A 23,091-nucleotide genomic window follows, 5' to 3' on the forward strand; every position below is an offset into this window, starting at 1 on the left:
GGAGCTTAATCGCTCCCTTTATTTTTTTCCATCCATTCCAGCAATTCTTTTGCTCGGCTTTTTCCAATTACCTCCACAAGTTCTTCCTCAGAAGCTTCTTTGATCTTCTTTACGGATTTAAAATGCTTTAATAATTTATTTGCGGTAGATTCCCCAATTCCGGGAATAGCTGTCAGCTGAGTTCCAAAAGCATTCTTACTTCTAACCTTTCGGTGAAAAGTAATGGCAAAGCGGTGAGCTTCATCTCGGATTCGTTGTAAAAGCCTTAGGCTTTCCGATTTTTTATCGATGTGAATAGGGTACATGTCTCCGGGGAAGTAAATTTCTTCCAAACGTTTTGCAATGCCTATTATGGGCATTTTGCCATAGATACCCAATTCTTGCAAAGCTTCTACAGCAGCCGAAAGCTGACCTTTTCCTCCATCGATCACAATGAGTTTTGGTAGGTTTTTACCTTCTTCCAATAAGCGCTTGTAACGCCTTCCTACGATTTCCTTCATACTTGCGAAATCGTTGGCCCCTTTTACTGTTTTGATATGAAAGTGTCTATATTCTTTTACAGCCGGCTTACCATTCAGAAAGCAAACCATACTGGCTACAGGACTTGTTCCTTGAATATTGGAGTTATCAAAGCATTCGATATGGTCCGGAATTTCGGGCAAACTCAAGTCATCCTGTAATTGTCGGATTACTCGGTCTTTTTTATCCTTATTTAATCCCTGAAGTAAAGCTTTCTCTTGTTTATAGAATCGAGCGTTTTTCAAGGATAGTTCAATCAATTTCTTTTTATCCCCGATTTTTGGGTTTACAAGGTTCAATCCATCGATTGGGTTTTCAATTTCAAAGGGAACTAGTACTTCTTCAGCATCACTTTGAAATTGGTCCTGTAGGCGAATTAAAGCAGTCAAAAGAAGCTCTTCATCCGTTTCATCGAGTTTCTTTTTTAGCTCAACATTTTTTGAGACAATTAAAGCCCCATTTTTAACCCGCATGTAGTTGACATAAGCATATTTCTCATCTACCACCAAGGTACATACATCGTGATTATGAATATTGGGATTCGCGACAAGTGATTTAGCTTGATATTTCTCCAGTAAGTCAAGTTTTTCCTTTGCTCGTTGGGCTTTTTCAAATTCCAGGTTTTCTGCAAATTTCTGCATCTCCTGCTTGAAATAGGCCTTGGGTAAACCCAGATTTCCCTTCAAAATATGCTTTGCTTGATCTAGGTCTTTCAGATAGTCTGATTCTTTTTGCAGGCCAACACAAGGACCTTGACAGTTGCCAATATGGAATTCAAGACAAACCTTATATTTTCCTTCTTGGATTTTGTAAGGAGAAAGATCCAGCTTACAGGTCCGGATGGTGAACAGCGAACGAATCAAATCCAACACGTTATTCATGGCCTTCACACTTGCAAAAGGACCATAATAGATTCCTCTTCCAGGGATCACTTTTCGGGTCTGAAAAATGCGAGGAAAGGGTTCTTTGGTGACCAGTAAATAAGGGTAAGTTTTATCATCCCGAAGAAGGATATTGTACTTTGGCTGAGATTTTTTGATCAGGTTGTTTTCCAGAAGGAGCGCATCAAACTCCGAGTTAACTAGGGTGATTTCAATCCGTTCGATTTCCCGAACCATACGTCGGGTTTTGTGATTGACTCCCGTGTTTTTGTTGAAATAACTGCTGACGCGTTTTTTCAGGCTTTTGGCTTTTCCTACATAAATCAATTCCCCTGCGGCATTGAAATACTTGTACACTCCAGGATGATCTGGAAGTAAGTTGTATTCGTTGGGACTATATGAAGAGGATTCCATAGCGCTAAATTAAAAAAACAGCTTTGAAGCAAAGCTGTTTTTAGAAGGGAGTATTTATTTAGACTTAAAAGTCATTCTTTTTGGCATCGTAATCAAAATCCACGAATCGTTGACTTTCTTGCTCATAGACGTCACAGTCGATTTCGATACTTAATGGTCGCTCAGGTCTTGGGAATGGCCCTTTGGTATAGCCTAGGTCTTTATCTGCATAAACTTTCTCCATGTATTTGACCCAAACCGGTCTCGCCGTTCGGCTACCTTGACCAGAAATCCAACTTCTAAAGTGAATAGCTCGGTCATCTCCTCCAACCCATACTCCAGAAACCAAATCTTTACTGATTCCCATATACCATCCATCGGACGCATTTTGAGTAGTACCGGTTTTTCCACCAAGCTCATTGCCTTCGCGAAGACTCCATGGCACACCTTGGCTAGTTCCTGATTCCTCTTCAAATCCTCCTCTAAGCATGTAAGTCATGAGATAGGCATGCTCTTCACTCATGGCAGGTCGTTTCTTTGGTGTGAACTGCTGAATGACATTCCCGTTTTTGTCCTCGATCCGATCGATATAGAATGGGGTAGTGTATTCTCCTTTGTTGACAAAAGTTCCAAAAGCTCCCACCATTTCGAAAATGGAGACGTCATTTACACCTAATGCCAAAGCTGGGACTTCTTCCAAATCACTGGTAACCCCAATTCTTCTGGCAGTTTCCACTACCACTTTTGGGCTAAGCTTTTTCATCATATAAGCAGTTACCGAATTGACGGATTGAGCCATTGCCTTTCGGATGGTCATTTTTTCGTAGGTAAACTCCCCATTTGCATTGGAAGGACTCCAAGCAGGTTGGCCTGGAATGAAAACTTCTACAGGCTGATCGATCACGGAATAACAAGGGCTGTATCCATTTTCTATAGCTGCAGCATAAACAAAAGGCTTGAAGGTAGAACCTGGCTGACGTTTACCCTGCTTGACATGATCAAATTTGAAGTACTTATGATCGATTCCTCCGACCCAAGCCTTGATATGGCCGGTGTGCGGATCCATGCTCATAAAGCCCGCTTGCAAATATTTTTTGTAATAGCCCAGGGAATCCATCGTACTCATCAGCGTGTCAATTTCGCCTTCCCAAGAAAAGACCTTCATCGGTTTTTTCTCATTGAGCTTAATATTGATAGAGTCCTCATCGCTTTTGTAGCGAAGCTTCAGCAATCGGTATGCTTCCGTCCGCTTGACAGCATTTTCAATGAAATTTGGAATCACTCGGTTTTCACTATCCACCCAAGGGTCACGTCCATTCATTTCTTTGTAAAATGCTTTTTGTAGCTCTTTCATGTGCTCTGCCATTGCTTCTTCCGCATAGCGTTGCATTCGGCTATCGATGGTAGTGTAGATCTTCAGCCCATCTCCAAACAAGTCATAGGAACTTCCATCAGGTTTTAAATTTTCCTTGCTCCATTTCAATAAATCTGCTTTTAGGATTTCCCGGAAATAGGTGGCAAGTCCCTTGTTGTGATTGGCGACATTATAATCCAATTCAATAGGTAATTGCGCTAATGAGTCATATTCAGCTTCAGTCAAAACGTCATTTTTGACCATTTGGCTCAAAACGGTATTTCTCCTGCGCAAAGAATTATCCGGATTGTAAACCGGAGAGTAATAAGTCGGTGCTTTGAACAAGCCCACCAAAACTGCAGCTTCCTGAACATTTAGCTCAGAAGGCTCCTTGTTGAAGAATGTTTCAGCCGCAGTTTTAATACCATATGCATTTGATCCGAATTCGGAGGTATTTAAATAAAGGGTCAGGATTTCCTTTTTGGTATATGCCTTTTCCAATTGAGTGGCTACGATCCATTCTTTGGTTTTGATGATGAGCATTCTTAGCCCTGGCACCGAACTCAAAAGTCCCTGGTTTGCATCTGTTCGAGTTTTGAATAGGTTTTTAGCGGTTTGCTGACTCAAGGTAGAACCACCACCTGCATCCTGACCCAATAAGATGGATTTGACAAAAACCCGAATCATGGCTTTCAAGTCTATCCCGGAATGCTCTTCAAATCGAACGTCCTCCGTCGCAATCAACGCATTGACAAGGTTAGGGGATAATTCATTGAAGGTAACCGGACTTCGATTTTCCCGATAAAAAGTCCCAAGCAACACACCATCAGCTGAGTAGAGCTCCGAGGCAACTTCAGTATCAGGATTCTCTAAAGCTTTGAAATCGGGAAGGGGGCCAAAAAGCCCCAAGAAATTCACACTGACCATCCAAACAAAAACAATGAATCCCAAAACGCCTGCGGCGAAGGCAATCCATAGAATTTTGATGGTTTTATTTACCCAGGTTGGGGTAGTTGGTTTTTTTGATTTACTCATATGATTAATAGGCGACCTTAAAGAAGGCTCGATACTCTTCGATATTTTTTGTTCGGTTTAAAGTCTGGAAGTTTTCAATGGAAATGAAGAATGCATTTCCTTTGATCTTGTCAGTAATATTTGGCGACTCGAAATCCTCCATGAATTTCTGATAATATTCTTTAGCCTTTTCAGCATTGTTGAATGGACTAATGATGAAAATGGCATTTTCTCTATTCATGTTCATATTTCCGGTACGGAGTCTGGCATTGGAGAAGTTTTTCGCATGGAAATTTTCCAAGTCTCCAATGACTCCCTGGAATTGCTCAGCTTCTTCCGGATTCATCACCAAAACCATGATATGGGTTTGATTTTCATTCAGTTTAAATGGAGAATCCGATAAATCCGGTTTGATTGCTGTAGAATCTGCTTCTGCAAGCACCTGATTAGCTGAATCCAAAGCCGTCGAGTCAACCGGATTCAATGCTGCCAACTCTTCTGCCGACAGCAAGGGTTTTAGCATATTTCTTGCCAATTCCACCAATTGTTCATCTTGGGAATTTTCGATGTATGCCTCCAATCGGCCTCTGAACCTGTCCTTACTCTCGATTTTTCCCGTTACCATGATGTCTAGCAACAAAAGGCGTTCAGTATTTCGGGTAAGGGGATATTCCTCTAAAGTCCGCTGAATCAATTGTCTAGCCTGTCGGTACTGTCCAGCATAATACATATCATAAGCTTGCTCGTAATTTTTTGAGGAAGCCAAATAGGCTAAATTCCCCGAAGCAGCATCCGGATTATTTACCGAGAAAGTGTATTGAGATTCCGGGAATTCCCGATTGAGGCGACTGACATATTGTTGGAAGTTGCCACCTCGATCTTTTTGAGCGAGATAAAGCAAGTAATAGGCTTCTGGTTTTCGGCTGCTAGTAGGATATTCTCGCACCAAAATCTCCAAATTATCGATACTTGCCTCATCTTCTTCCAAATCAAAATAGAGAAGTTTACCCAATTCGAAGTAAGATTCCTCCAACTCTTCATTCAAGGTTGCTATCTCTTCCTCGCTTTGTGGGATTTGTGCCAAAAGGCTTTCGATATCGGGTAATTGGCTGAGAGGATTCTCTTCACTTGAACTCAAAGAATCAGGTTGGGATTCAGGACTAGTTGGTGAATTAGTTTGAAAAACTGCTGCACTTCTCCGCCAATTATCCTGCAATGGGCGATTTCCCCAAACCCGTCGGAAATCAATAGCTCCTTGCTGCATGGCTACTGCATTGTCGAAGTAGAAAGTTGAACCAGAACCGCGATCTGAAAAGGCGAGTAGGTTGTCGAAAATGCTGGTACTCTTAGGCTGCTCTTTTTCCCTAGCTTCTGCCAATAGGCGCTCTTCTTCCTTTTTGATGAATTGTTCTGCAATCAGCCGCTGCTCTTCTTCACTGAGCCCACTTAACCTTACCAAGCTGTCATTGCTTTGGATTCGCTCAACATGAAATACATATTGGTCTAGGACTTCTTTTTGGTCGGCTATCTGAGCAGCTACAGGGTCGGTTTCTTTTATAAAGGTAAGCGCCGAATCCAAATAGTATTTGGTTGCTCTGTAGTCACTGTATTCTTCCAGATAAATATCAGCCAACTTTTGATAAATGTATCCTTTCAATCGCGGATTGCTTCCCGGTTCTTTTGCCGCTTGATGAAGCAAGTCAACTGTTAAGGGCAGATCGCCTTGCTTCTCCTCAAAAAGCGCTCTTTCATAAACCACCACATCTTTTAGATCCTTGTTTTTGGGATCTTTGTATAGAGCCTCATAGTAATTGCGAACTTTACGCAAGTCTTTAGAGGCATTGAGTTCGGCTACTTGCTGCGCAAAAAGTTGTGCGAAAAATGCCCGCTCGTAAGGTGGATTTCCTTCCAATGTCTTTTTGTAAAAATCATAAGCTAAATTATCCAAACCTTCACGCTGATAGCGTTGTGCTAAGATGAAGTAAATGCGGGAAGCTTCTTTTTTATTTTTGGAGTATTCCACAGCACGGTCCAAAGCACCAATGACCCCATTTTGATCATTTCGCTTTTCGTAATAATAGGCCAAGGTTTTGTATAGCTCGAAGCGATTGTCTTCCGAGATCTTTTGCTCCTTGGAAAGGTAGTCAATGGTAAAGTTGGCGTTTTCGATTTCTCCTAAATCCACATAAATGCGAAGCAGCCCAATGAGAGCCTGATGGCGAAGGTCCCGGTCCTTGCTTTCTACATTTACATACTTCAGCGTGTTTTTAGCGTCATCAAAATCCGCTTGTAGATAGTCGATTTTTCCCAAAAGAAAATAGCTATCGTCTACCCATTTGGAGATGCGATGCCATTCGATGGCTTTGGATGCTAGTTCCCGGGATGATTCCAACTTCTCCTGATTTGCCTGAATGACGCCGGAATCTATGGGGATAAAAACCGGTAGAATCTGCGTGTAGTCTTCTTTGTAATCTGCCCTGTTTTCGTCCAAAACCTCCTCAATTTTCACATCTGCTAAGTAATAAGCATTGTAGTGAGAAGTGAGATTGTGGAAAGCCCGATTGGTGAAGGTGTCCCGCTCGGATGAACAGGCAGCCAAGAGTAGGAGGAAAAGGAAAAGAACTCTATTTAAAAAACGCATGCAGACTTTCAGAATTGATTAGCAAAATAGTCTTTATTGGACAAAAGAGGAACGATTCGGGATTTCTATTTATTTCAAAACAAAGGCCACACCTTCTTGAAGGGAAAAATTTTTACCTAATTTAAGAGAATGAATCCCTCCCAAAAGTCTTCGGATACAAAAGAAAAGAAGCCGGTTCCAAATCCCCCGACTTTTGTGAAGTACATCGGGCTTTCCTTTCAACTTTTCGCCATTATCGGAGCAGGGACTTGGTTTGGTTGGTGGGTTCAGCAGAAATCAGCCATGAAGTTCCCGGTTTGGCTACTTCTATTTAGCTTTTTATCAGTTTTTGTAGCCTTTTATCAACTGTGGTTATCCATGAAGCAGGACCGATAGTTTGAGAGAAATGGGCTACCTTTGCCCAAAATTCACCTTCATGAAGATTCTCAACAACTTACAGTTCAAGTTCTTTTTGTTATCTGCTGTCCTTGCGATTCTGATTTTGGGACTTCAGGTAGTCTTTCCTGCAATCATTCATGAACGCATCTGGGATATCTATTTTTTCCTCTTAATCCTCTCATTTTTAATAGGATTACTTCAGGGAGCACTGCTTAAAGCACTTTCTGAAAATTTCTTCCAAATTTCAGTTTTGGCTATGATACTAAGGTTGATTGCCTCTTTGGTCTTCATTGGAATAGAAGTTTGGCCCGGAATGGAAAATATTATTTTGTTTATAGCGGATTTCTTTGTGATTTTTTTGTTCTACTTAATATTTGATATATACGCCTTTCTATCTAACTTGCGCCCGATTTCGAAGTAGCCCTCAAAAAAAAGAGTTGATGACGCGCAAATTTCTGGTCCTAAGTCTTTTATTTTCAGCTTTTTTGCTGTTCAATACTCCACAGTCCTTCGCAGCAGGTTCTGAGGAAGACAAAACAAGCTTCATCATGCATCACGTGAAGGATTCGCATGAGTGGCATATTGCGACTTTTGGACATACCCACGTAACCCTTCCGCTTCCAGTAATTGTCTATTCATCCGATCGCGGATTGGAGTTTTTCAGTTCCACTGATTTTCAAAATCACGAGACTCATGCTTTTGGAAAAGAGTATGCGCACGAAGGCTATTATATCGATGAGCACGATCATTTGGGAAGAGTAGATGGTGCAAGCTTTTTAGAGCTTTCCATTACCAAAAACGTGGTCATGATGTTCATCGTGATGATTCTTTTGGCTTGGGTGGCTTTGTCTGCAGCAAATCACTACAAAAAGAACGGTGCTGTTGCTCCAAAGGGTGCCGCGGCGATCATCGAGCCAATTGTGATTTTTGTTCGCGACGAAATTGCTCAAAAATCCATAGGTCCGAAATACAAAAAATTCGTTCCTTATCTCTTGACTTTATTCTTATTCATCTGGTTTGGCAACCTGCTAGGTCTACTTCCAGGTGCAGCTAATATGACTGGAAACATTGCTGTTACCATGACTTTGGCGGTGTTGACATTCATCATTACCAATGTCAATGGAAATAAGGATTACTGGAAGCACGTATTTGCAACTCCTGGAGTTCCGATTCCAATGTTGTTGATTATCGTTCCGGTTGAAATCATTGGTTTGTTTACGAAGCCTTTTGCCTTGATGGTCCGATTGTTTGTGGCGATTACGGCAGGTCACATTGTAATCCTAGGTTTCATTGCCTTGGCATTCATCTTTGAATCATACACAATCGGGGTAGTAAGTACCTTGATGGTGACCTTTATCAATATCATCGAATTGCTTGTAGCTACTATTCAGGCTTATGTATTTACGCTGTTTACAGCAATGTACATTGGTAGTGCGGTGGCTGAACATGCTCATGATGATCATCATTAATTAGGAATTTCTTTGTTCAATTTATAAATACAACTACTATGTTAATGTCTATCTTGTTGACTGCTGGTTACGCTCTAATGGGAGCTGGTATCGGTGCGGGTATTGTTGCGATTGGCGCAGGACTTGGTATCGGTCGTATCGGTGGTCAGGCAATGGAATCTATTGCTCGTCAGCCTGAAGCTGCTGGTAAGATCCAAGGTGCTATGTTGATCATCGCAGCTTTGATCGAGGTGGTTTCCCTGTTCGCAGCGGTAATCTGTTTGTTGATTGCTTTGAATATCGCAGGCATCAGCTAAAAAATCTGATTGGGGAATGGCGTTAGGCTTTTCCCCTTTCTTTCTCTCTATTGAACAAACTGAATTAAATCATACATCATGGATTTGATAACCCCTGGTTCCGGTCTTATTTTCTGGCAGCTTTTTGGCTTCCTGGGATTGCTTTTCATTCTGATCAAATTTGCTTGGAAGCCTATGTTGGCAGCCTTGGAAGAGCGTGAAAGCAGCATTGAAAATGCATTGAAGTCAGCTGAAATCGCTCGAAACGAGATGGCTAACCTGAAGGCTGAGAACGAAAAGCTTTTGGCTGAAGCTCGTTTGGAAAGAGATAACATTTTGAAGAAAGCTCAGGAAGCTTCTAACAAAATGATTGAAGAAGCTAAAACCGAAGCTCAAAAACAAGGTGCACAGTTGATCGAAAATGCGAAAGCAGTGATCGAAACTGAGAAAAAAGCTGCTCTTGCTGATGTAAAAAATCAAGTGGCTGCTTTGACCCTTGAAGTAACAGAGAAATTATTGAAGAAAAACTTGTCTGATGATGCTTCTCAGAAAGCATTGGTGGATGAGTTTGTTAAAGATTTGAAGCTTAACTAATCCGACCTCCATGTCAAACCATCGAGTAGCCTCCCGCTATGCCAAGTCCATTTTGGAACTGGCCCTTGAAAAGGGTAATCTGGAGGAAGTACATGCAGATTTTCAGAAACTTTCAGCAATCGAAAAGGCTAATAAAGAATTGGGCTTTTTGTTGAAGAACCCTGTGGTTACTTCTGATAAAAAGTTAAAGGTCTTGAAGGCTTTGTTTGTTGATAGTGCTCAAAAAATGACAATGACCTTTTTTGAGATTATTTCCCGTAAAAACCGGGAGGCAATTCTGGTGGATGTAGCCCAGGAGTTTGAAAATCAATATAATAAGTATAAGTCTATTCAGGTCGCTCAATTGACTACTACATTCCCGATCGATTCCAAGCTTCGTGAGGAATTTGTAAAAATCGTAAAGGAGATTTCCGGCTTGAAGACTGTAATTCTGGAAGAGAAAGTTAATCCGAACCTTATAGGCGGATTTATATTGAAGGTCAATGACCGGCAGCTTGATGAATCATTGAGCAGCAAATTGAGAATTCTAAAGTCAGAATTCTTGCAAAATCATTACGAAAGTAAAATCTAATCAAAAAGCATTAATCAATCGATATCATGGCAGAAGTAAGACCAGATGAAGTTTCGGCAATCCTAAGAGAGCAACTCGCAGGTGCCAGAACAGAGGCCGAACTCGAAGAAGTGGGTACAGTCCTTCAAGTAGGGGACGGTGTAGCCCGTATCTATGGACTTTCTAAGGCTCAGGCCGGTGAATTGCTGGAATTCGACAATGGTCTGAAAGCAATGGTGCTGAACCTTGAAGAGGACAATGTCGGTGCGGTATTGTTTGGTGATTCCAAAGCAATCAAAGAAGGTGATACTGTAAAGCGTACCAAGAAGATTGCCTCCATCCAAGTAGGTGAGGGCATGTTGGGACGTGTAGTAGATACTTTGGGTAACCCTATCGACGGTAAAGGTCCTATCACAGGTGATTTGTACGAAATGCCTTTGGAGCGTAAAGCACCTGGGGTAATCTATCGTCAGCCTGTAACTGAGCCTCTTCAAACTGGTATCAAGTCTATCGATGCCATGATTCCTATCGGTAGAGGACAACGGGAATTGGTAATCGGTGACCGTCAGACTGGTAAGACTGCGGTTGTAATCGATACCATCCTTAACCAAAAAGAATTTTATGACAGAGGCGAGCCTGTATTCTGTATCTACGTGGCAGTAGGTCAGAAGGCATCCACTGTTGCCGGTGTGGTAGCAGCTTTGGAAAAAGGTGGTGCTCTTCCATATACAGTAGTTGTTTCTGCAGCTGCTTCTGACCCTGCTCCAATGCAGTTCTTTGCTCCGTTTACCGGTGCAGCGATCGGAGAATTCTTCCGTGATACAGGACGTCCTGCTTTGGTGGTTTATGACGACTTGTCTAAGCAAGCTGTTGCTTACCGTGAAGTTTCCCTATTGTTGAGAAGACCTCCGGGACGTGAAGCATATCCTGGTGATGTATTCTACCTACACTCAAGATTGCTAGAAAGAGCTGCGAAAATCAACAAGTCTGATGAGATCGCACAGCAAATGAACGATCTTCCTGAGTCTATCAAGCCTTTGGTGAAAGGTGGAGGTTCTTTGACCGCTCTTCCAATCATCGAAACTCAGGCAGGTGACGTTTCTGCTTATATCCCGACTAACGTAATTTCCATTACTGACGGTCAGATCTTCTTGGAGACCAACCTTTTCAACTCCGGTATCCGTCCTGCGATCAACGTAGGTATCTCCGTATCCCGAGTAGGTGGTAACGCACAGATTAAATCCATGAAGAAAGTAGCTGGTACTTTGAAGTTGGATCAAGCGCAGTTCCGTGAATTGGAAGCTTTCGCAAAATTCGGTTCTGACTTGGATGCTACTACTAAGCGTACTATCGAAAGAGGTCGTCGTAACCAGGAAATCCTAAAGCAGCCTCAATACGCTCCTGTTTCTGTGGCGCATCAGGTTGCCATCATCTACGCTTCTACTAGAGGCTTGATGGATTCCGTTCCTGTAGAGAAAGCTCGTGCATTCGAGAAAGAATTCTATACCCTGTTGGATACTTCTTATCCTGAGGCTTTGGAATTGATCTTGAAAGGAGACATCGACGGTGCAGGTGAAGTGTTGAAAAAAGCAGCCGCTGAATTGGCTCCAAAATTTGCAAAGTAATATTTGAATCTATTCCGGAGGTGAAAGCCTCCGGAGATTATACCACGTAGTAGAAAAACGCAAGGATGGCTAACCTGAAGGAAGTAAAGCAGCGAATCAACTCGGTAGTTTCTACCCAGCAGATCACCAAAGCGATGAAAATGGTGTCCGCTGCGAAACTGCGTAGAGCACAGGACCGCATTGTGCAAATGCGTCCTTATTCCCAAAAGCTGACCAATATCCTAACCAATGTTTCTGCCGCTTCTGACGGAGCTGCGGATATCATTTATGCCCAAAAGCGAGAAGTAAACAAGGTCTTGATTGTACCTGTGACTTCTGATAAAGGACTTTGTGGCGCATTCAACTCCAACATCGTAAAGGCAACAAATGCGGCCATCCGTGAGCAATTTGCCGGTAAGGAAATCACTATTCTTCCATTGGGGAAGAAAGCTTTTGAAACTTTCAAAAAGCGTGAATTCCCAATTGTAGATCAGTTTTTCGGAGTATTCACCGACCTTTCTTTTGACACTGTTCGTGAAGCAGCTGAATTTGCCATGAATGGATTTGCTGCGGGAGAATACGATCAGGTAGTGTTGGTGTATAACGAATTCAAAAACGTAGCTACTCAAATTATCCGAACTGAGCAGTTTTTGCCGATGGCAAAAGAGGAAAATGAGCAGGAGGAAAAAGCTACTGAAACTGATTATATTCTAGAGCCTTCCCGTAGCTACATCATCGAAGAGTTGGTGCCTACTTCCTTGAAGATTCAGTTCTATAAGGCAGTCTTGGAAAGCAATGCTTCCGAGCATGGTGCCCGAATGACTGCGATGGATAAGGCGACTGAAAACGCGGGAGAATTGTTGAAAGAATTGCGTCTGATGTACAACCGTACTCGTCAGGCGGCGATTACCAACGAAATCTTGGAGATTGTTGCCGGTGCAAACGCACTCGAAGGAAGCTAATTATCAATCAACCCATATTCGAAACCACAGCTCCAAAGGCTGTGGTTTTTTGTTTTGCTTTTTTTATATTCAACTAAAGTTTTTAAGATATGATGTTCAATTTACCTGAGGATCAGTTTCTTCCTGTTCAATTTTTATCTGCAACCTTTAAAAAAACATCAGCAACCTATAAGTTTTATTGGTTTCTTTCTTTGATTCAATTGCTTGAGGAAGAAGGTTTAAAAATTGAAAAGCGAAAGATTTTTGCTCGAATGCTTGCAAATGCATGGTATACTGTAAACTATTTCAAAGTCTCTTTCGGAAAACAAGATAAAATTCAAGAGGCAATATCCTATTTTCATCAGAAGAAAGGTATTCCCATTGACCTAGGAAGGACTCGAGTTTGGGAAAGAATTCTTTCTTTTAGTGATCATGGTTCAATATCTGTTCTTTCGCATTTTGATAATCAAGTTCCTCACTGGTTTCTATCCCCATGGTTTCCAAAAATGAGCAAAAGCCAGATTTATCTCAATTCCCGAGATTCAAAAAGAAGAGTTCCTTATTTTTTAGACTCCGATTTTGTTGAGATAAATACTGAATGGCTTGGGTACTTTTTAAAAAACGCAGCAATTTTAAAGGATTTTTGCTTTTGGAATTTGAGTTTGTTTTTGCAAAAACAGAATCCAAATGTACCCGACATCCCAAATAAGCTTATCAAACCAATAAATCGGGCATCTCTTAATAGGCAAAAGAAGGATTTCTGGAATTTTTATTTTGATGAAGTCAAAGAACAGAAATGCATTTATTCTGGCGAAAATCTTACATCTAAAAACTATGTATTAGATCATTTTATACCCTACAACTTTGTTTCTCATGATTTGAACTGGAATCTGGTACCAGCACATTCATCAATTAATGCATCTAAAAGCGATAAACTTCCACGACTAAATCAGTATTTTGATTCCTTTTTTGAAATTCAAAAAAGAGCGCTTGAAATCGTCATCAAGAGAAATCCAAGTACAAAATTTATTGAAGACTATTTGTCAATTTTCCCATCTATCGAGAGTTTTCAGTACTCTGGTTTACCAAAAAATAGATTTAAAGAAACAATAGAGCCTTTAATTACTATAGCTCATAACAATGGATTTGAATATTATGAGCCAAAAATCTAATTCTTTTTCTCACCTAACAGCGAAAGAGCGGACATCGCTGTCATTTCCCGCCAGAATAGTAAAGGAAAGAGATTTACTAAAGGGTGAAATTTTGGATTTTGGATGCGGTTTTGGGAAAGACGTTGAAATTTTATCAAACCATGGTTTTTCAATTGAAGGATATGATAAACATTATCAACCTAACTATCCTGAAAAGAGATTTGATACAATTATCTGCTTTTATGTGTTGAATGTCTTGATACCTGAGGAACAATCCTTGGTGTTAATGGAGATTTCGGCATTACTTAAGCCTTCTGGAAAAGCGTACTTTGCTGTTCGGCGAGATTTGGTTTATGAGGGATTTCGTACCCACAAAATCCACCAAAAGCCTACTTACCAAACAAATGTTTTTCTTCCTTTCAGATCAATTTTCAAAAATGATAATTGTGAGATTTACGAATACCAGCATTTCAATCAAGTAAAAACCAAAGGCTCCGATTGTCCTTTTTGTAATCCAAGTTCAGAATTTGAATTAATCCTTGAATCTGCACAAACCTTTTCAATTTTTGATAAGTACCCAGTCAGCCCAGGTCATTCTTTAATAATTCCTAAAAGGCATGTCTCCAATTATTTTGACTTGAGTTTTAAAGAGCAATCTTCTTGCATCTTTATGCTCAATGAGGTGAAAAAGAACCTTCAAAAACGCTTTAAACCTGATGGATATAATGTAGGGATCAATATTGGGGAAAAAGCTGGACAAACAGTTTCTCACGTGCACATCCATCTAATTCCCCGATATTCTGGAGATGTAGAAAATCCTAGAGGTGGAATTAGAGGCGTAATCCCAGATAAAAAGGATTATTAAATCGTTCTTCTTGAGGAAATCGCCCCATCAATCGAAAATTTTCCACCTCCAAATACTGCCAAGCCTAAGAAGGTTAGGAAAAACATCAGTGGCAGTTCTTTTCTTGAAAAGGGATCATCCCAATGCGCATAGAAAGCCGCAGTGAGCATGGTAATCATAAGAGGGATGGTAGCTAGGCGAACCTTAAATCCAATGATGACCAATGCCGCACAAACTACCTCCGCGAAGGTAGCTAAGGCCAAAGAAACTGTAGGTCCCAAACCAAATGGGTCAGCAAATTTCACTTCATCCGCCATCAGACGACCAATTTTTGGGATACCGTGAGTCATTATCATAGCTCCTGCACCTAGGCGAATAATTAATAGGACGAGGCTTTTTTCGATGGTTTCACGCATAAGATTAAAAGGGTTAGTTGGTTGAGTAATTCAAAAATAGAACGAGTGTCCAAAGACAGAAGTTAAATTTTATTGGCTTTAAATTACTTAGGATGATTGGCTTAAGGCTTTTTTGTCTTGACTTGTATTCCCACAGATATACACAGAAAAAGTCACAGATAAGCTCAGATCGGTTTCTATTAATGAAAAAAAATGCTCATCAGTTAAATCTACCTACTTTAAACCCAGCCAATTCCATCGCTGTTTCTTTTTGCTGATGAAGTTCTGATAATAGCTTACCCGTGGCCGGGGCCATGGAAATTCCCATCATGGAATGGCCGCTTCCCACTAAGACATTGGAATAGCCGGGAGCGTAGCCGATGTAGGGAAGTCCGTCAGGCGAGCAGGGACGCAATCCCTTCCAAATGTCTTCCTGCTTGGGGAATTTGGCTTGGAAAGTAGGGTAGTAGCGATTGATGGATTCAAAAATCCCCTGCACGCGTTTCATATCGATTTTTTGGTTGGTGCCTGCAATTTCCAGTGTGCCTCCAAAGCGAATCTGATTTCCATAGGGACTGACGGCGACTTTTCTCTCCGTCAAAATGGTAGCTTGTTTGATTTCGGGCCTATTTTCCTGTAAAAAAGAGTAGCCTTTTCCACCCATCATGGGTAGAGAGAATCCGAGCATTTTTGCTAATTCTCCCGACCAAGAACCTCCGCATAGTAGGACCTTTTCTGCCTCCAACTTTCCTTTGTCAGTTAGTACGGCCTCTACTTTCCCGTTCTTTTTCTCAAAACCAAAAACCTGTGTTTCAGTAAGGAATTGAACGCCTTTTTCTTCCAAATAACTTTTCAAAAAGCTATAAAGCGCACCGGGGTCCAAATGGGCATCACCTGGAAAAAGTACTGCTCCTCTAGCATTCACCTCCAAATTAGGTTCTACTTTTTGGATATCGGCAGGACTTAGGATTTCTGCTTCCAAACCATATTTTCTCGCCAAATGGGCAAATTCCACTTCCTCCTTTTCCACCGCTTCTGTTTGATAAAGCATCATCAGCCCCTTTTCCTGAAAGGCTAAGCTTGCTTCTGTATGCTCATCTCGGAATTGAAGATAGAGAGATTTGGAAAGTAGGCTGATGGTTTTGAGGTAGGGGATGGCTTTTTCTACCTGTTTCTGATTGGCAGATTTAAAAAAAAGCAGACTCCACTGCAGTAATTTATAATCGAATCGGGGATGGATATAGAAAGGGCTTTTGGAAGAAAACATCCAAGAAATCCCTTTGGCTACCATTCCTGGAGCAGCGAGGGGAATGATATGGCTGGGAACAATCATACCCGCATTGCCCGTGGAGCAATTGTCCTTCAAATCCGTCCGATCTACAACTACAACTTCGATTCCTTCTTTTTGAAGAAAATAGGCAGAAAACAATCCGACGATGCCTCCGCCGATGATGATGGTAGGTTTCATATAACTTGTACTAAGTACTAGGTACAAAGTACCAAGAAGCTAAACCTTAAAGGTCTTTGTACTTGGTACTTTTAACTTTGTACAATTAAATAACTTGAAATCCGTGTACATAGGGATCATCATCGTCTAAGATGATGGTGTTGTAGCCATAGACTTTTGCCCAGCCTTCAATACTTGGAATGATAGCTGGCTTTCCTGCGATTTCTGTGACTTCCTCAATTCTCCCAATGAATTTTGAACCGATAAAGCTTTCATGAATAAATTCATCTCCCGGCTTCAGCCAGCCTTTGGCAAACCACTGTGCCATGCGTGCTGAAGTACCGGTGCCACAAGGAGAGCGATCAATAGCCTTGTCTCCGTAGAATACCGCATTTCGGGCCGTGCTGTTTTCATCCAAGGTTTTTCCAGTCCACATCACATGGGAGAGGCCTCGGATTTTTTCGTATTCTGGATGAACAAAATCATAGATTTCATTCATTTTGCTCCGAAGGTTTCTAGCCATGCTGATCAATTGCTCGGCTTTAAAATGCTCCAATCCTGGAAAGTTTTCCTGTGGATCCACAATGCAATAGAAGTTGCCTCCATAAGCCACATCAACAGTGAGTTTTCCGAGCTCCTCGATCTCGATTTCAAGGTTTTCAGCTGCCAAATAGCTTTTGACATTGGTTAATTTGACAGACTTCACCTTTTTTCCTTCCTGCTTGTATTCTACCAAAACCAATCCTGCCGGAGCTTCCATTCGCAAGAAGCCTTGGGTTTTGGGATAGATCAATCCCTCTTCAATGGCAATCGTAATTGTGCCGATCGTGCCATGTCCGCACATTGGGAGACAACCCGAAGTTTCTATAAAGAGGATTGCAAAATCATTTTCCGGATCGTGTGGAGGAAATAGCATAGAACCCGACATCATATCATGACCTCGAGGTTCGAACATCAGTCCTGTTCGAATCCAGTCATAATGCTCCAGAAAATACTGTCGTTTTTCGAGCATTGTATTCCCCTTCAAAAAGGGAACTCCTCCGGAAACTACCCGGACAGGATTACCGCAGGTATGGGCATCGATGCAAGAGAAGGTGTGGCGGGATGACATTTATTGTAGGTTTGGGGGATCTTATGTTTGATGAAATAAAGTTGAGATCAAGTTTTTTTATCAAGAAGATAGCTGCGCAGATATGAAAGATATGTCCGCTAAAGCGGACAAGAAAGCATAGAGATTCAATGTTATCTAGGCCGAATTTTTCGGCCATATCTTGCGAAGCATATCTTTAAAAATATCTTATTTTTCAAATTCTCCATCCACCATTCTCCAAATCCCCAAAGGATTTCCGTCTTTCAAGGCATCAGGAAGTAATTCCTGCGGCATATCTTGGAAAGCGATGGGGCGGGCAAAGCGCTTGATGGCATAAACACCCACAGAAGTACTTCTAGCGTTCGTGGTAGAAGGATAAGGGCCTCCGTGCTGCATGGCATAACCCACTTCCACTCCGGTAGGAACCCCCTTGAATAAAAGTCTGCCGCATTTCTCTTCGAGGAGATTCAATAGGAATAATTGATCTTGAAGTTCTTCCTGTTCCGCCCAAATCGTCACTGTCAACTGTCCATGAAGATGCTTGGCAATTTCGATTAGTTCATCCTCATTTTCATACACCACCATCATCGCAAAGGCTCCGAAAACTTCTTTTTGGAAGACGGTATCTTGTAGCCAATCGCTTGCTTTGATCTCTGCTAAAGCGGTACTTCCGTTGATGAGATGCTGGGCATCCGCAACTTTCACCCAACGCAATTCCTCGCGTGATTGGAGGTATTGAATGGAATTGTAATAGGCTTCTGCAATTCCAGGGTGCAGCATGGGAGCCGAAGCAATATCATTCAATTCGTCGGCAATGGCTTTTTCAAAAGCCTTCGCTTGAGATTTGGGTACAAAGATTAGCCCTGGATTGGTGCAAAATTGTCCCACTCCCAAAGTCAAAGACGCAACAAAAGCTTTTGCGAGGACATCATTTTCATTTTGAAGCTTTTTTGAAAAGCAGAAAATCGGATTCACCGATCCCATTTCTGCATAGACTGGTATAGGTTCCTCCCGTTGATTAGCTAAGTCGAATAATGCCTTTCCACCTGCATGGGAACCGGTAAAGGCTACCGCTTTCGCCAAAGGATGCTTCACTAAAGCCTGACCTTCCGGAATTCCTCCCTCCACATGGGTGAAAAGAGCAGAAGGCATATTGGTTTTCAAAATCGCTTCATGAATGCACTCGGCAACTTTTTGAGAGGTCTTGGGATGAGCAGGGTGGGCCTTGTAAATTACCGGGCAGCCTGCAGCAAGGGCTGAAATGGTGTCTCCACCTGCTGTGGAAAATGCCAAAGGAAAATTACTTGCACCAAAAACAACTACAGGCCCTAAAGGAGTTAGCATTCGTCGGATATCGGCCCGCGGTAGGGGAGTTCTATCCGGCATAGCAGGGTCGATGGTTGCTTCTATCCAAGAACCTTCTTTGACGACTTTTGCAAAAAGACGGATTTGGCCGACTGTGCGTCCCAATTCCCCGTTGATTCTTCCTTCAGGCAAATTGGATTCTATGACAGCGAGAGAGACGATTTCTTCGCGATTTGATTCAAGTGTATCTGCAAGCTTCTCCAGAAAAGCTCCCTTTTCCTGTCCTGAGACATTTTTATAGAAAAGAAAAGCTTCTTGGGCAGCGTTGAAAAGGTTGTCTAGGTTCATGGTTTATTAATTTTTGGAAATACTATAGAAATACATGGAAATACTCTTCGCTTCGCTCAGAGAAATATTTCATCCCGCTTGCGGGATTTTTTTCAATTGTATTTCCACCGTATTTCAATCTTATAATAACGGCCGATTTTTGATCCCATCCAAAATGATTTTCTCAATTCTTTCTCGCTCTTCCCCAATCAAAGTCAATCTCGGGGCGCGGACATATTCTGAACCGATTCCACAGTGATGTTCAGCCAGTTTAATGTACTGAACCAATTTCGGATGAATGTCCAATTCCAAAAGTGGTAAAAACCAACGGTAGATTTCCCGAGCTTCTTCGATTTTACCTTCTTGGACTAAATTATAGATGGCTACAGTTTCCTTTGGAAATGCACAGACCAATCCTGCGACCCAACCAACAGCCCCCATCAGCAATTCTTCCATGGCCAAAGTGTCTACTCCACAGAGAATTTGGAATCGATCCCCAAATCGATTGATCATGCGGGTGACATTGGAAATATCACGTGTAGATTCCTTGATGGCTTGAATATTCGGGCATTCCGCCAATTCGGCAAACATGTCTACGGTTACCAAAGTCTTGTAGTCTACCGGATTATTGTAAATCATCATGGGCAGACTCGTGGAATTTGCTACAGCCTTAAAGTAAGTCACCACTTCCCGGGCATCAGCGGCATAGCGCATAGGAGGCAAAATCATCAAGCCGGAAGCTCCCAATTCCTCTGCTTTTTTTGCCCAAAATACCGCATCTTGAGTAGCTCCCTCAGCAATATTGAGGATGACAGGTACTTTTCCATTGATATGTTTTACCGTTTCTCGGGTCAGGGTGATTTTCTCTTCCTGAGATAAAACAGAGCTTTCTCCCAAGGTGCCCCCTAGAATAATTCCATGGACTCCTGACTCTAATTGAAAGTCCAGGTTTTTGAAAAATAGGTCCATATCCAAACTTCCATCTGGGTGAAATTTGGTAGTGACAGCCGGGAATACGCCTTTCCAATTCATGATGTTTTTGATTTTTTCACAGAAAAGCCTGTGGGTTGGATGAATAAATAATTTCCATCAAAGGTACTTTCTAGGACTCCGGAATTCTTTTACAGAATTAATGTATTGTGATACTATTTTGACAATATCAAAAAGATTAGGCTTTGAATTGAAATAATTTGATACCATTTTTATCAAATGGCTAAAGTAATTTCCTTTCAGGTTCCCAAGTCGAAAAAGGAGTTTGTTCGCTATCAGGAGGATAGAGGAAAGCACTTTTATGACAAATTGCATCAGCATCCGCAATTGCAATTGACAGTTATTTTGGAAGGGAAGGGGCAGTTCCTAAGCGGCGATTATGTAGGTCGCTTTCAGCCCGGAGATGTGTTTTTTTTAGGAGAAAATGCTCCTCATGTTTTTCGAAGTGATTCGGAATATTTTGAAGAGGAAAGCTCCTTGCAGGTAGCTGGGAATACGATTTTTTTTGACTTTGAGGCGATTCAAATTTTGGGTGAATTGGAGGATTTGGAAGGTTTGAATCACTTTCGGGATTTCTCAGGAGGCTGTTTTCAAGTAAAGGGAATCCCTCAGGAGGAGATTAAGCAAGAAATGCAGCGATTTTCAATGCTAAAAGGACTTGATAGATTTCAATCGGCTTTTCGCTTATTGGCAATTCTTGATCGAGCGGGAGAAGAATTGGTCTCCCTAAACCGATCGGTTTTGAGTAGGGGATTTACCGAGCGGGACGGTTCGAGGATGAATCAGGTCATGCAATTCCTGCTGGAAAAACGCTTTGAAAAAATCGCTTTGGAGGAAGTAGCAGCAGTTGCTAATCTGTCCAAGGAGGCTTTTTGTCGGTTTTTTAAACTCCGAACCCGAAAGACCTTTACCCAATACCTTTTGGAACTTCGGATTAATGAAGCTCAAAAGCTCCTTCGAGAATCTGACCTGGGAATTGCGGAGATCGCTTATCAGGTCGGATTTGAAAACCTTTCTTATTTCAATCGGGGCTTTAAGAAAATTGCCGGAATCACACCCAAAGAATGGAGAAAGCTCAATTCTTAGCTCACTTTTTTAGGATCAAAAACTTCGAGTCCATGACATTCCCCAAAAACAAATAGTCTCCAAATGGAATAGCGACAGAGGTGGCAGAAAGGGTTTTTCCATCATCGAGCCAAACTGATTCTACTTGGGATTGTCCCTTGCTGTAAGAAATTTTCAAAATCTCGGAAGGAGCAAATTCCTTTTTCCCTGAAGCATAGGCCGAGAAGGTCATCAAATCAGGGTGTGCACCTGTCCAAATTGCTCCTGATTCATCGATTTCTAAATTATCAATACCGCTTCCTATCGAAATATCCTCCACCTTGACCAAATCACCATTTTCTTGAATGTCATACACTCGAATTAGGAATCCTCGGGAGGAGGCTACAAATAATTTTTCACCGGATTGGTCAGGAACAAGTCCATTGGGATAGGCTAAATCTTCCGCCACAATTCGGAAATTTTCTCCATCAAAATAACCCACATTGGCAGCTGCCACACCCAAATAGTTTTCTGCAAATACTCCCAATTTTGATGTATTTCCATGATCATTGGAATAATAGAATTTGTCTTTTCCTACCAAAACCAAATCATTGGGAGAGATGAGTAGCGGATCCTGAAGTGTTCGATCGAATTGTACGTTTCCATCCTGAATCCTGAAAAATTCTATAGAATGCTTTCCATCCACATGGTTGATAACTGCCAGTTGGTATTGGCTAGGGCCTATTTCAATAAGACTGATTCCATGAGGATAAAGTGTCAGATTTTCCGGAACCGAAATTTCCTTGGTTTCAAAAGGAGTCTGCCTCAAATCCAACAAAAAAAGCCCATGCAAGCCATCTTCTCCGGCCCGTCGTTTGGCTCTATCGTCTACGGATAAAATCAAAAAACTGTCCTTTTTAGCCAAAGCCATGTCTTCCACTCCCGGAAGGTTAATGGTTTGGAAAATTTCCCCAAAATCATGTTTAGGTTCGATATCTCGAAAATATCCTGTGGAGGAAAAAGTGTGGAAAATAAATGCAATCAATCCAAAAATCAGGATTAGGAAATAGAGTGCGATTTTCTTCATAGGGTCGGATAGTATACTAAAAGACAATATACTTTTTTCTGTTTTTCGAGATTAATAGAGGTTGAGAAAAAGCGAGAAGGCGTGAAATTTTTCACGCCTTCTTGATTCTGGTTTCCTTTAGTTAGAGGTACTAATTCTCGTTGATCACTTTTGCGGCATCTGTAGTGCTTATTTCGATTATAGGATTGCCTCTATACATAATTTTGGAAGCATCGGTAGCTTTTCCTTGCAAAATATCTACAACAGTTATTTCAAGCTTTGATGCATCTTTTAATCCAACGTTTACTGTATTTGCCAGGAAGCCAAAGCCAAATACTTTACCTGCATCTGAAATTTCGATATTGAGAGTATTGGCATTGCCATTTAAGGTGAGTTTTGATGCGTCCTGCATTTCTAGATTTAGTACTTCAGATATCATAGACAATTCGCCTTCTGCAGCATCTTTTAACTTGAGCTTTTTTAAATCCGGAACCTGAATATCCAAGATGAAAGTGGAGTTTTTGTAAGAACCATTCTTCAGGGAGATTTTAAGCGTATTGTCTTCTACTTTTGTGATTAGGTTTTCAGTCATATTTGTATTGGTAGTCGCCAAAATCTGCTGAATTGGACCCTGTGTGATTTTCACTGTTATGTTTTCTCCTGCGATAATATTTTGGAAGGAATCTAGATCTCTTTCGATAGTGACGAGATCCTCAGATCCTGAGAAATGATTGGTCAAATCGCATCCCATCAGCATGGAAAAGCTGATAAGGAAAATGCTGGTTTTTAAGATGTAGTTTTTCATAGTTTTTGGGGTTT

21 protein-coding genes are annotated in these 23,091 nt (G+C 41.5%); 11 read left to right on the plus strand and 10 right to left on the minus strand.

What is annotated here, in order from left to right:
* Positions 1-5 precede the first annotated feature (5 nt).
* The 3 genes from uvrC to porW form a co-directional block, all read right to left on the minus strand.
* A complete protein-coding gene (uvrC, locus tag E4S40_RS07550) occupies positions 6-1,814 on the minus strand; it encodes an excinuclease ABC subunit UvrC (protein WP_135072731.1) in 1,809 nt (602 codons plus the stop codon).
* A gap of 64 nt (positions 1,815-1,878) precedes the next feature.
* Positions 1,879-4,182, minus strand: coding sequence for a penicillin-binding protein 1A (locus tag E4S40_RS07555; protein ID WP_135072732.1), 2,304 nt, complete (start codon positions 4,180-4,182; stop codon positions 1,879-1,881).
* Between the two features lie 4 nt (positions 4,183-4,186).
* Positions 4,187-6,802: a type IX secretion system periplasmic lipoprotein PorW/SprE gene (gene porW, locus E4S40_RS07560; protein WP_135072733.1), complete on the minus strand. Its 2,616-nt coding sequence runs from the start codon at positions 6,800-6,802 to the stop codon at positions 4,187-4,189.
* 129 nt (positions 6,803-6,931) lie between these two features.
* Between porW and E4S40_RS07565 the strand changes: the two genes are divergently transcribed.
* The 10 genes from E4S40_RS07565 to E4S40_RS07610 all read left to right on the plus strand — a co-directional run bounded on the left by E4S40_RS07565 (position 6,932) and on the right by E4S40_RS07610 (position 14,629).
* Positions 6,932-7,177, plus strand: a complete 246-nt coding sequence (locus tag E4S40_RS07565; RefSeq protein ID WP_135072734.1) for an AtpZ/AtpI family protein — start codon at positions 6,932-6,934, stop codon at positions 7,175-7,177.
* A gap of 40 nt (positions 7,178-7,217) precedes the next feature.
* On the plus strand, positions 7,218-7,601 hold the full coding sequence (locus tag E4S40_RS07570) for a hypothetical protein (protein ID WP_135072735.1): 384 nt from the start codon (positions 7,218-7,220) through the stop codon (positions 7,599-7,601).
* Between the two features lie 19 nt (positions 7,602-7,620).
* The gene (atpB, locus tag E4S40_RS07575; protein ID WP_135072736.1) at positions 7,621-8,649 is read left to right on the plus strand and encodes a F0F1 ATP synthase subunit A; all 1,029 of its coding nucleotides are present in this window, start codon (positions 7,621-7,623) and stop codon (positions 8,647-8,649) included.
* 38 nt (positions 8,650-8,687) lie between these two features.
* Positions 8,688-8,945, plus strand: a complete 258-nt coding sequence (atpE, locus tag E4S40_RS07580) for an ATP synthase F0 subunit C (RefSeq protein ID WP_026947636.1) — start codon at positions 8,688-8,690, stop codon at positions 8,943-8,945.
* A gap of 78 nt (positions 8,946-9,023) precedes the next feature.
* Positions 9,024-9,518: a F0F1 ATP synthase subunit B gene (locus E4S40_RS07585; RefSeq protein ID WP_135072737.1), complete on the plus strand. Its 495-nt coding sequence runs from the start codon at positions 9,024-9,026 to the stop codon at positions 9,516-9,518.
* A 10-nt stretch (positions 9,519-9,528) separates the two neighbouring features.
* The gene (gene atpH / locus E4S40_RS07590; RefSeq protein WP_135072738.1) at positions 9,529-10,089 is read left to right on the plus strand and encodes an ATP synthase F1 subunit delta; all 561 of its coding nucleotides are present in this window, start codon (positions 9,529-9,531) and stop codon (positions 10,087-10,089) included.
* A gap of 26 nt (positions 10,090-10,115) precedes the next feature.
* Positions 10,116-11,693, plus strand: a complete 1,578-nt coding sequence (gene atpA / locus E4S40_RS07595; RefSeq protein ID WP_135072739.1) for a F0F1 ATP synthase subunit alpha — start codon at positions 10,116-10,118, stop codon at positions 11,691-11,693.
* Positions 11,694-11,758: 65 nt separating this feature from the next.
* The gene (gene atpG, locus E4S40_RS07600) at positions 11,759-12,634 is read left to right on the plus strand and encodes an ATP synthase F1 subunit gamma (protein ID WP_135072740.1); all 876 of its coding nucleotides are present in this window, start codon (positions 11,759-11,761) and stop codon (positions 12,632-12,634) included.
* A 200-nt stretch (positions 12,635-12,834) separates the two neighbouring features.
* Complete coding sequence (locus E4S40_RS07605) at positions 12,835-13,785, plus strand: HNH endonuclease domain-containing protein (protein WP_202615347.1); 951 nt, start codon at positions 12,835-12,837, stop codon at positions 13,783-13,785.
* Positions 13,769-14,629, plus strand: coding sequence for an HIT family protein (locus tag E4S40_RS07610; RefSeq protein ID WP_135072741.1), 861 nt, complete (start codon positions 13,769-13,771; stop codon positions 14,627-14,629). The genes E4S40_RS07605 and E4S40_RS07610 overlap by 17 nt, the downstream gene beginning before the upstream one ends.
* On the opposite strand, the gene E4S40_RS07615 is transcribed toward E4S40_RS07610, so the two are convergent.
* The 5 genes from E4S40_RS07615 to E4S40_RS07635 all read right to left on the minus strand — a co-directional run bounded on the left by E4S40_RS07615 (position 14,626) and on the right by E4S40_RS07635 (position 20,204).
* Positions 14,626-15,024 (minus strand): DoxX family protein, encoded by a 399-nt coding sequence (locus tag E4S40_RS07615; protein WP_135072742.1) that lies wholly within the window; start codon positions 15,022-15,024, stop codon positions 14,626-14,628. The genes E4S40_RS07610 and E4S40_RS07615 overlap by 4 nt on opposite strands.
* Positions 15,025-15,223: 199 nt before the next feature.
* Positions 15,224-16,471: an NAD(P)/FAD-dependent oxidoreductase gene (locus E4S40_RS07620; RefSeq protein WP_135072743.1), complete on the minus strand. Its 1,248-nt coding sequence runs from the start codon at positions 16,469-16,471 to the stop codon at positions 15,224-15,226.
* An 85-nt stretch (positions 16,472-16,556) separates the two neighbouring features.
* Positions 16,557-17,561, minus strand: a complete 1,005-nt coding sequence (locus E4S40_RS07625) for a 4-hydroxyproline epimerase (protein ID WP_135072744.1) — start codon at positions 17,559-17,561, stop codon at positions 16,557-16,559.
* A gap of 186 nt (positions 17,562-17,747) precedes the next feature.
* Positions 17,748-19,193, minus strand: coding sequence for an aldehyde dehydrogenase (NADP(+)) (locus E4S40_RS07630; protein WP_135072745.1), 1,446 nt, complete (start codon positions 19,191-19,193; stop codon positions 17,748-17,750).
* Positions 19,194-19,313: 120 nt separating this feature from the next.
* A complete protein-coding gene (locus E4S40_RS07635) occupies positions 19,314-20,204 on the minus strand; it encodes a dihydrodipicolinate synthase family protein (RefSeq protein WP_135072746.1) in 891 nt (296 codons plus the stop codon).
* 177 nt (positions 20,205-20,381) lie between these two features.
* Here E4S40_RS07635 and E4S40_RS07640 point away from each other — a divergent pair, with 177 nt between their 5' ends.
* Positions 20,382-21,248, plus strand: coding sequence for a helix-turn-helix domain-containing protein (locus E4S40_RS07640; RefSeq protein ID WP_135072747.1), 867 nt, complete (start codon positions 20,382-20,384; stop codon positions 21,246-21,248).
* 1 nt (position 21,249) lies between these two features.
* On the opposite strand, the gene E4S40_RS07645 is transcribed toward E4S40_RS07640, so the two are convergent.
* Together E4S40_RS07645 and E4S40_RS07650 are read right to left on the minus strand one after the other, a co-directional pair.
* Entirely contained in the window at positions 21,250-22,293 is a 1,044-nt protein-coding gene (locus E4S40_RS07645; RefSeq protein ID WP_135072748.1) for an SMP-30/gluconolactonase/LRE family protein, read from the minus strand.
* Positions 22,294-22,423: 130 nt separating this feature from the next.
* Positions 22,424-23,077 (minus strand): GIN domain-containing protein, encoded by a 654-nt coding sequence (locus E4S40_RS07650; RefSeq protein ID WP_135072749.1) that lies wholly within the window; start codon positions 23,075-23,077, stop codon positions 22,424-22,426.
* Positions 23,078-23,091 lie beyond the last annotated feature (14 nt).

The organism is Algoriphagus kandeliae (assembly GCF_004571135.1).
Lineage (GTDB): Bacteria > Bacteroidota > Bacteroidia > Cytophagales > Cyclobacteriaceae > Algoriphagus > Algoriphagus kandeliae.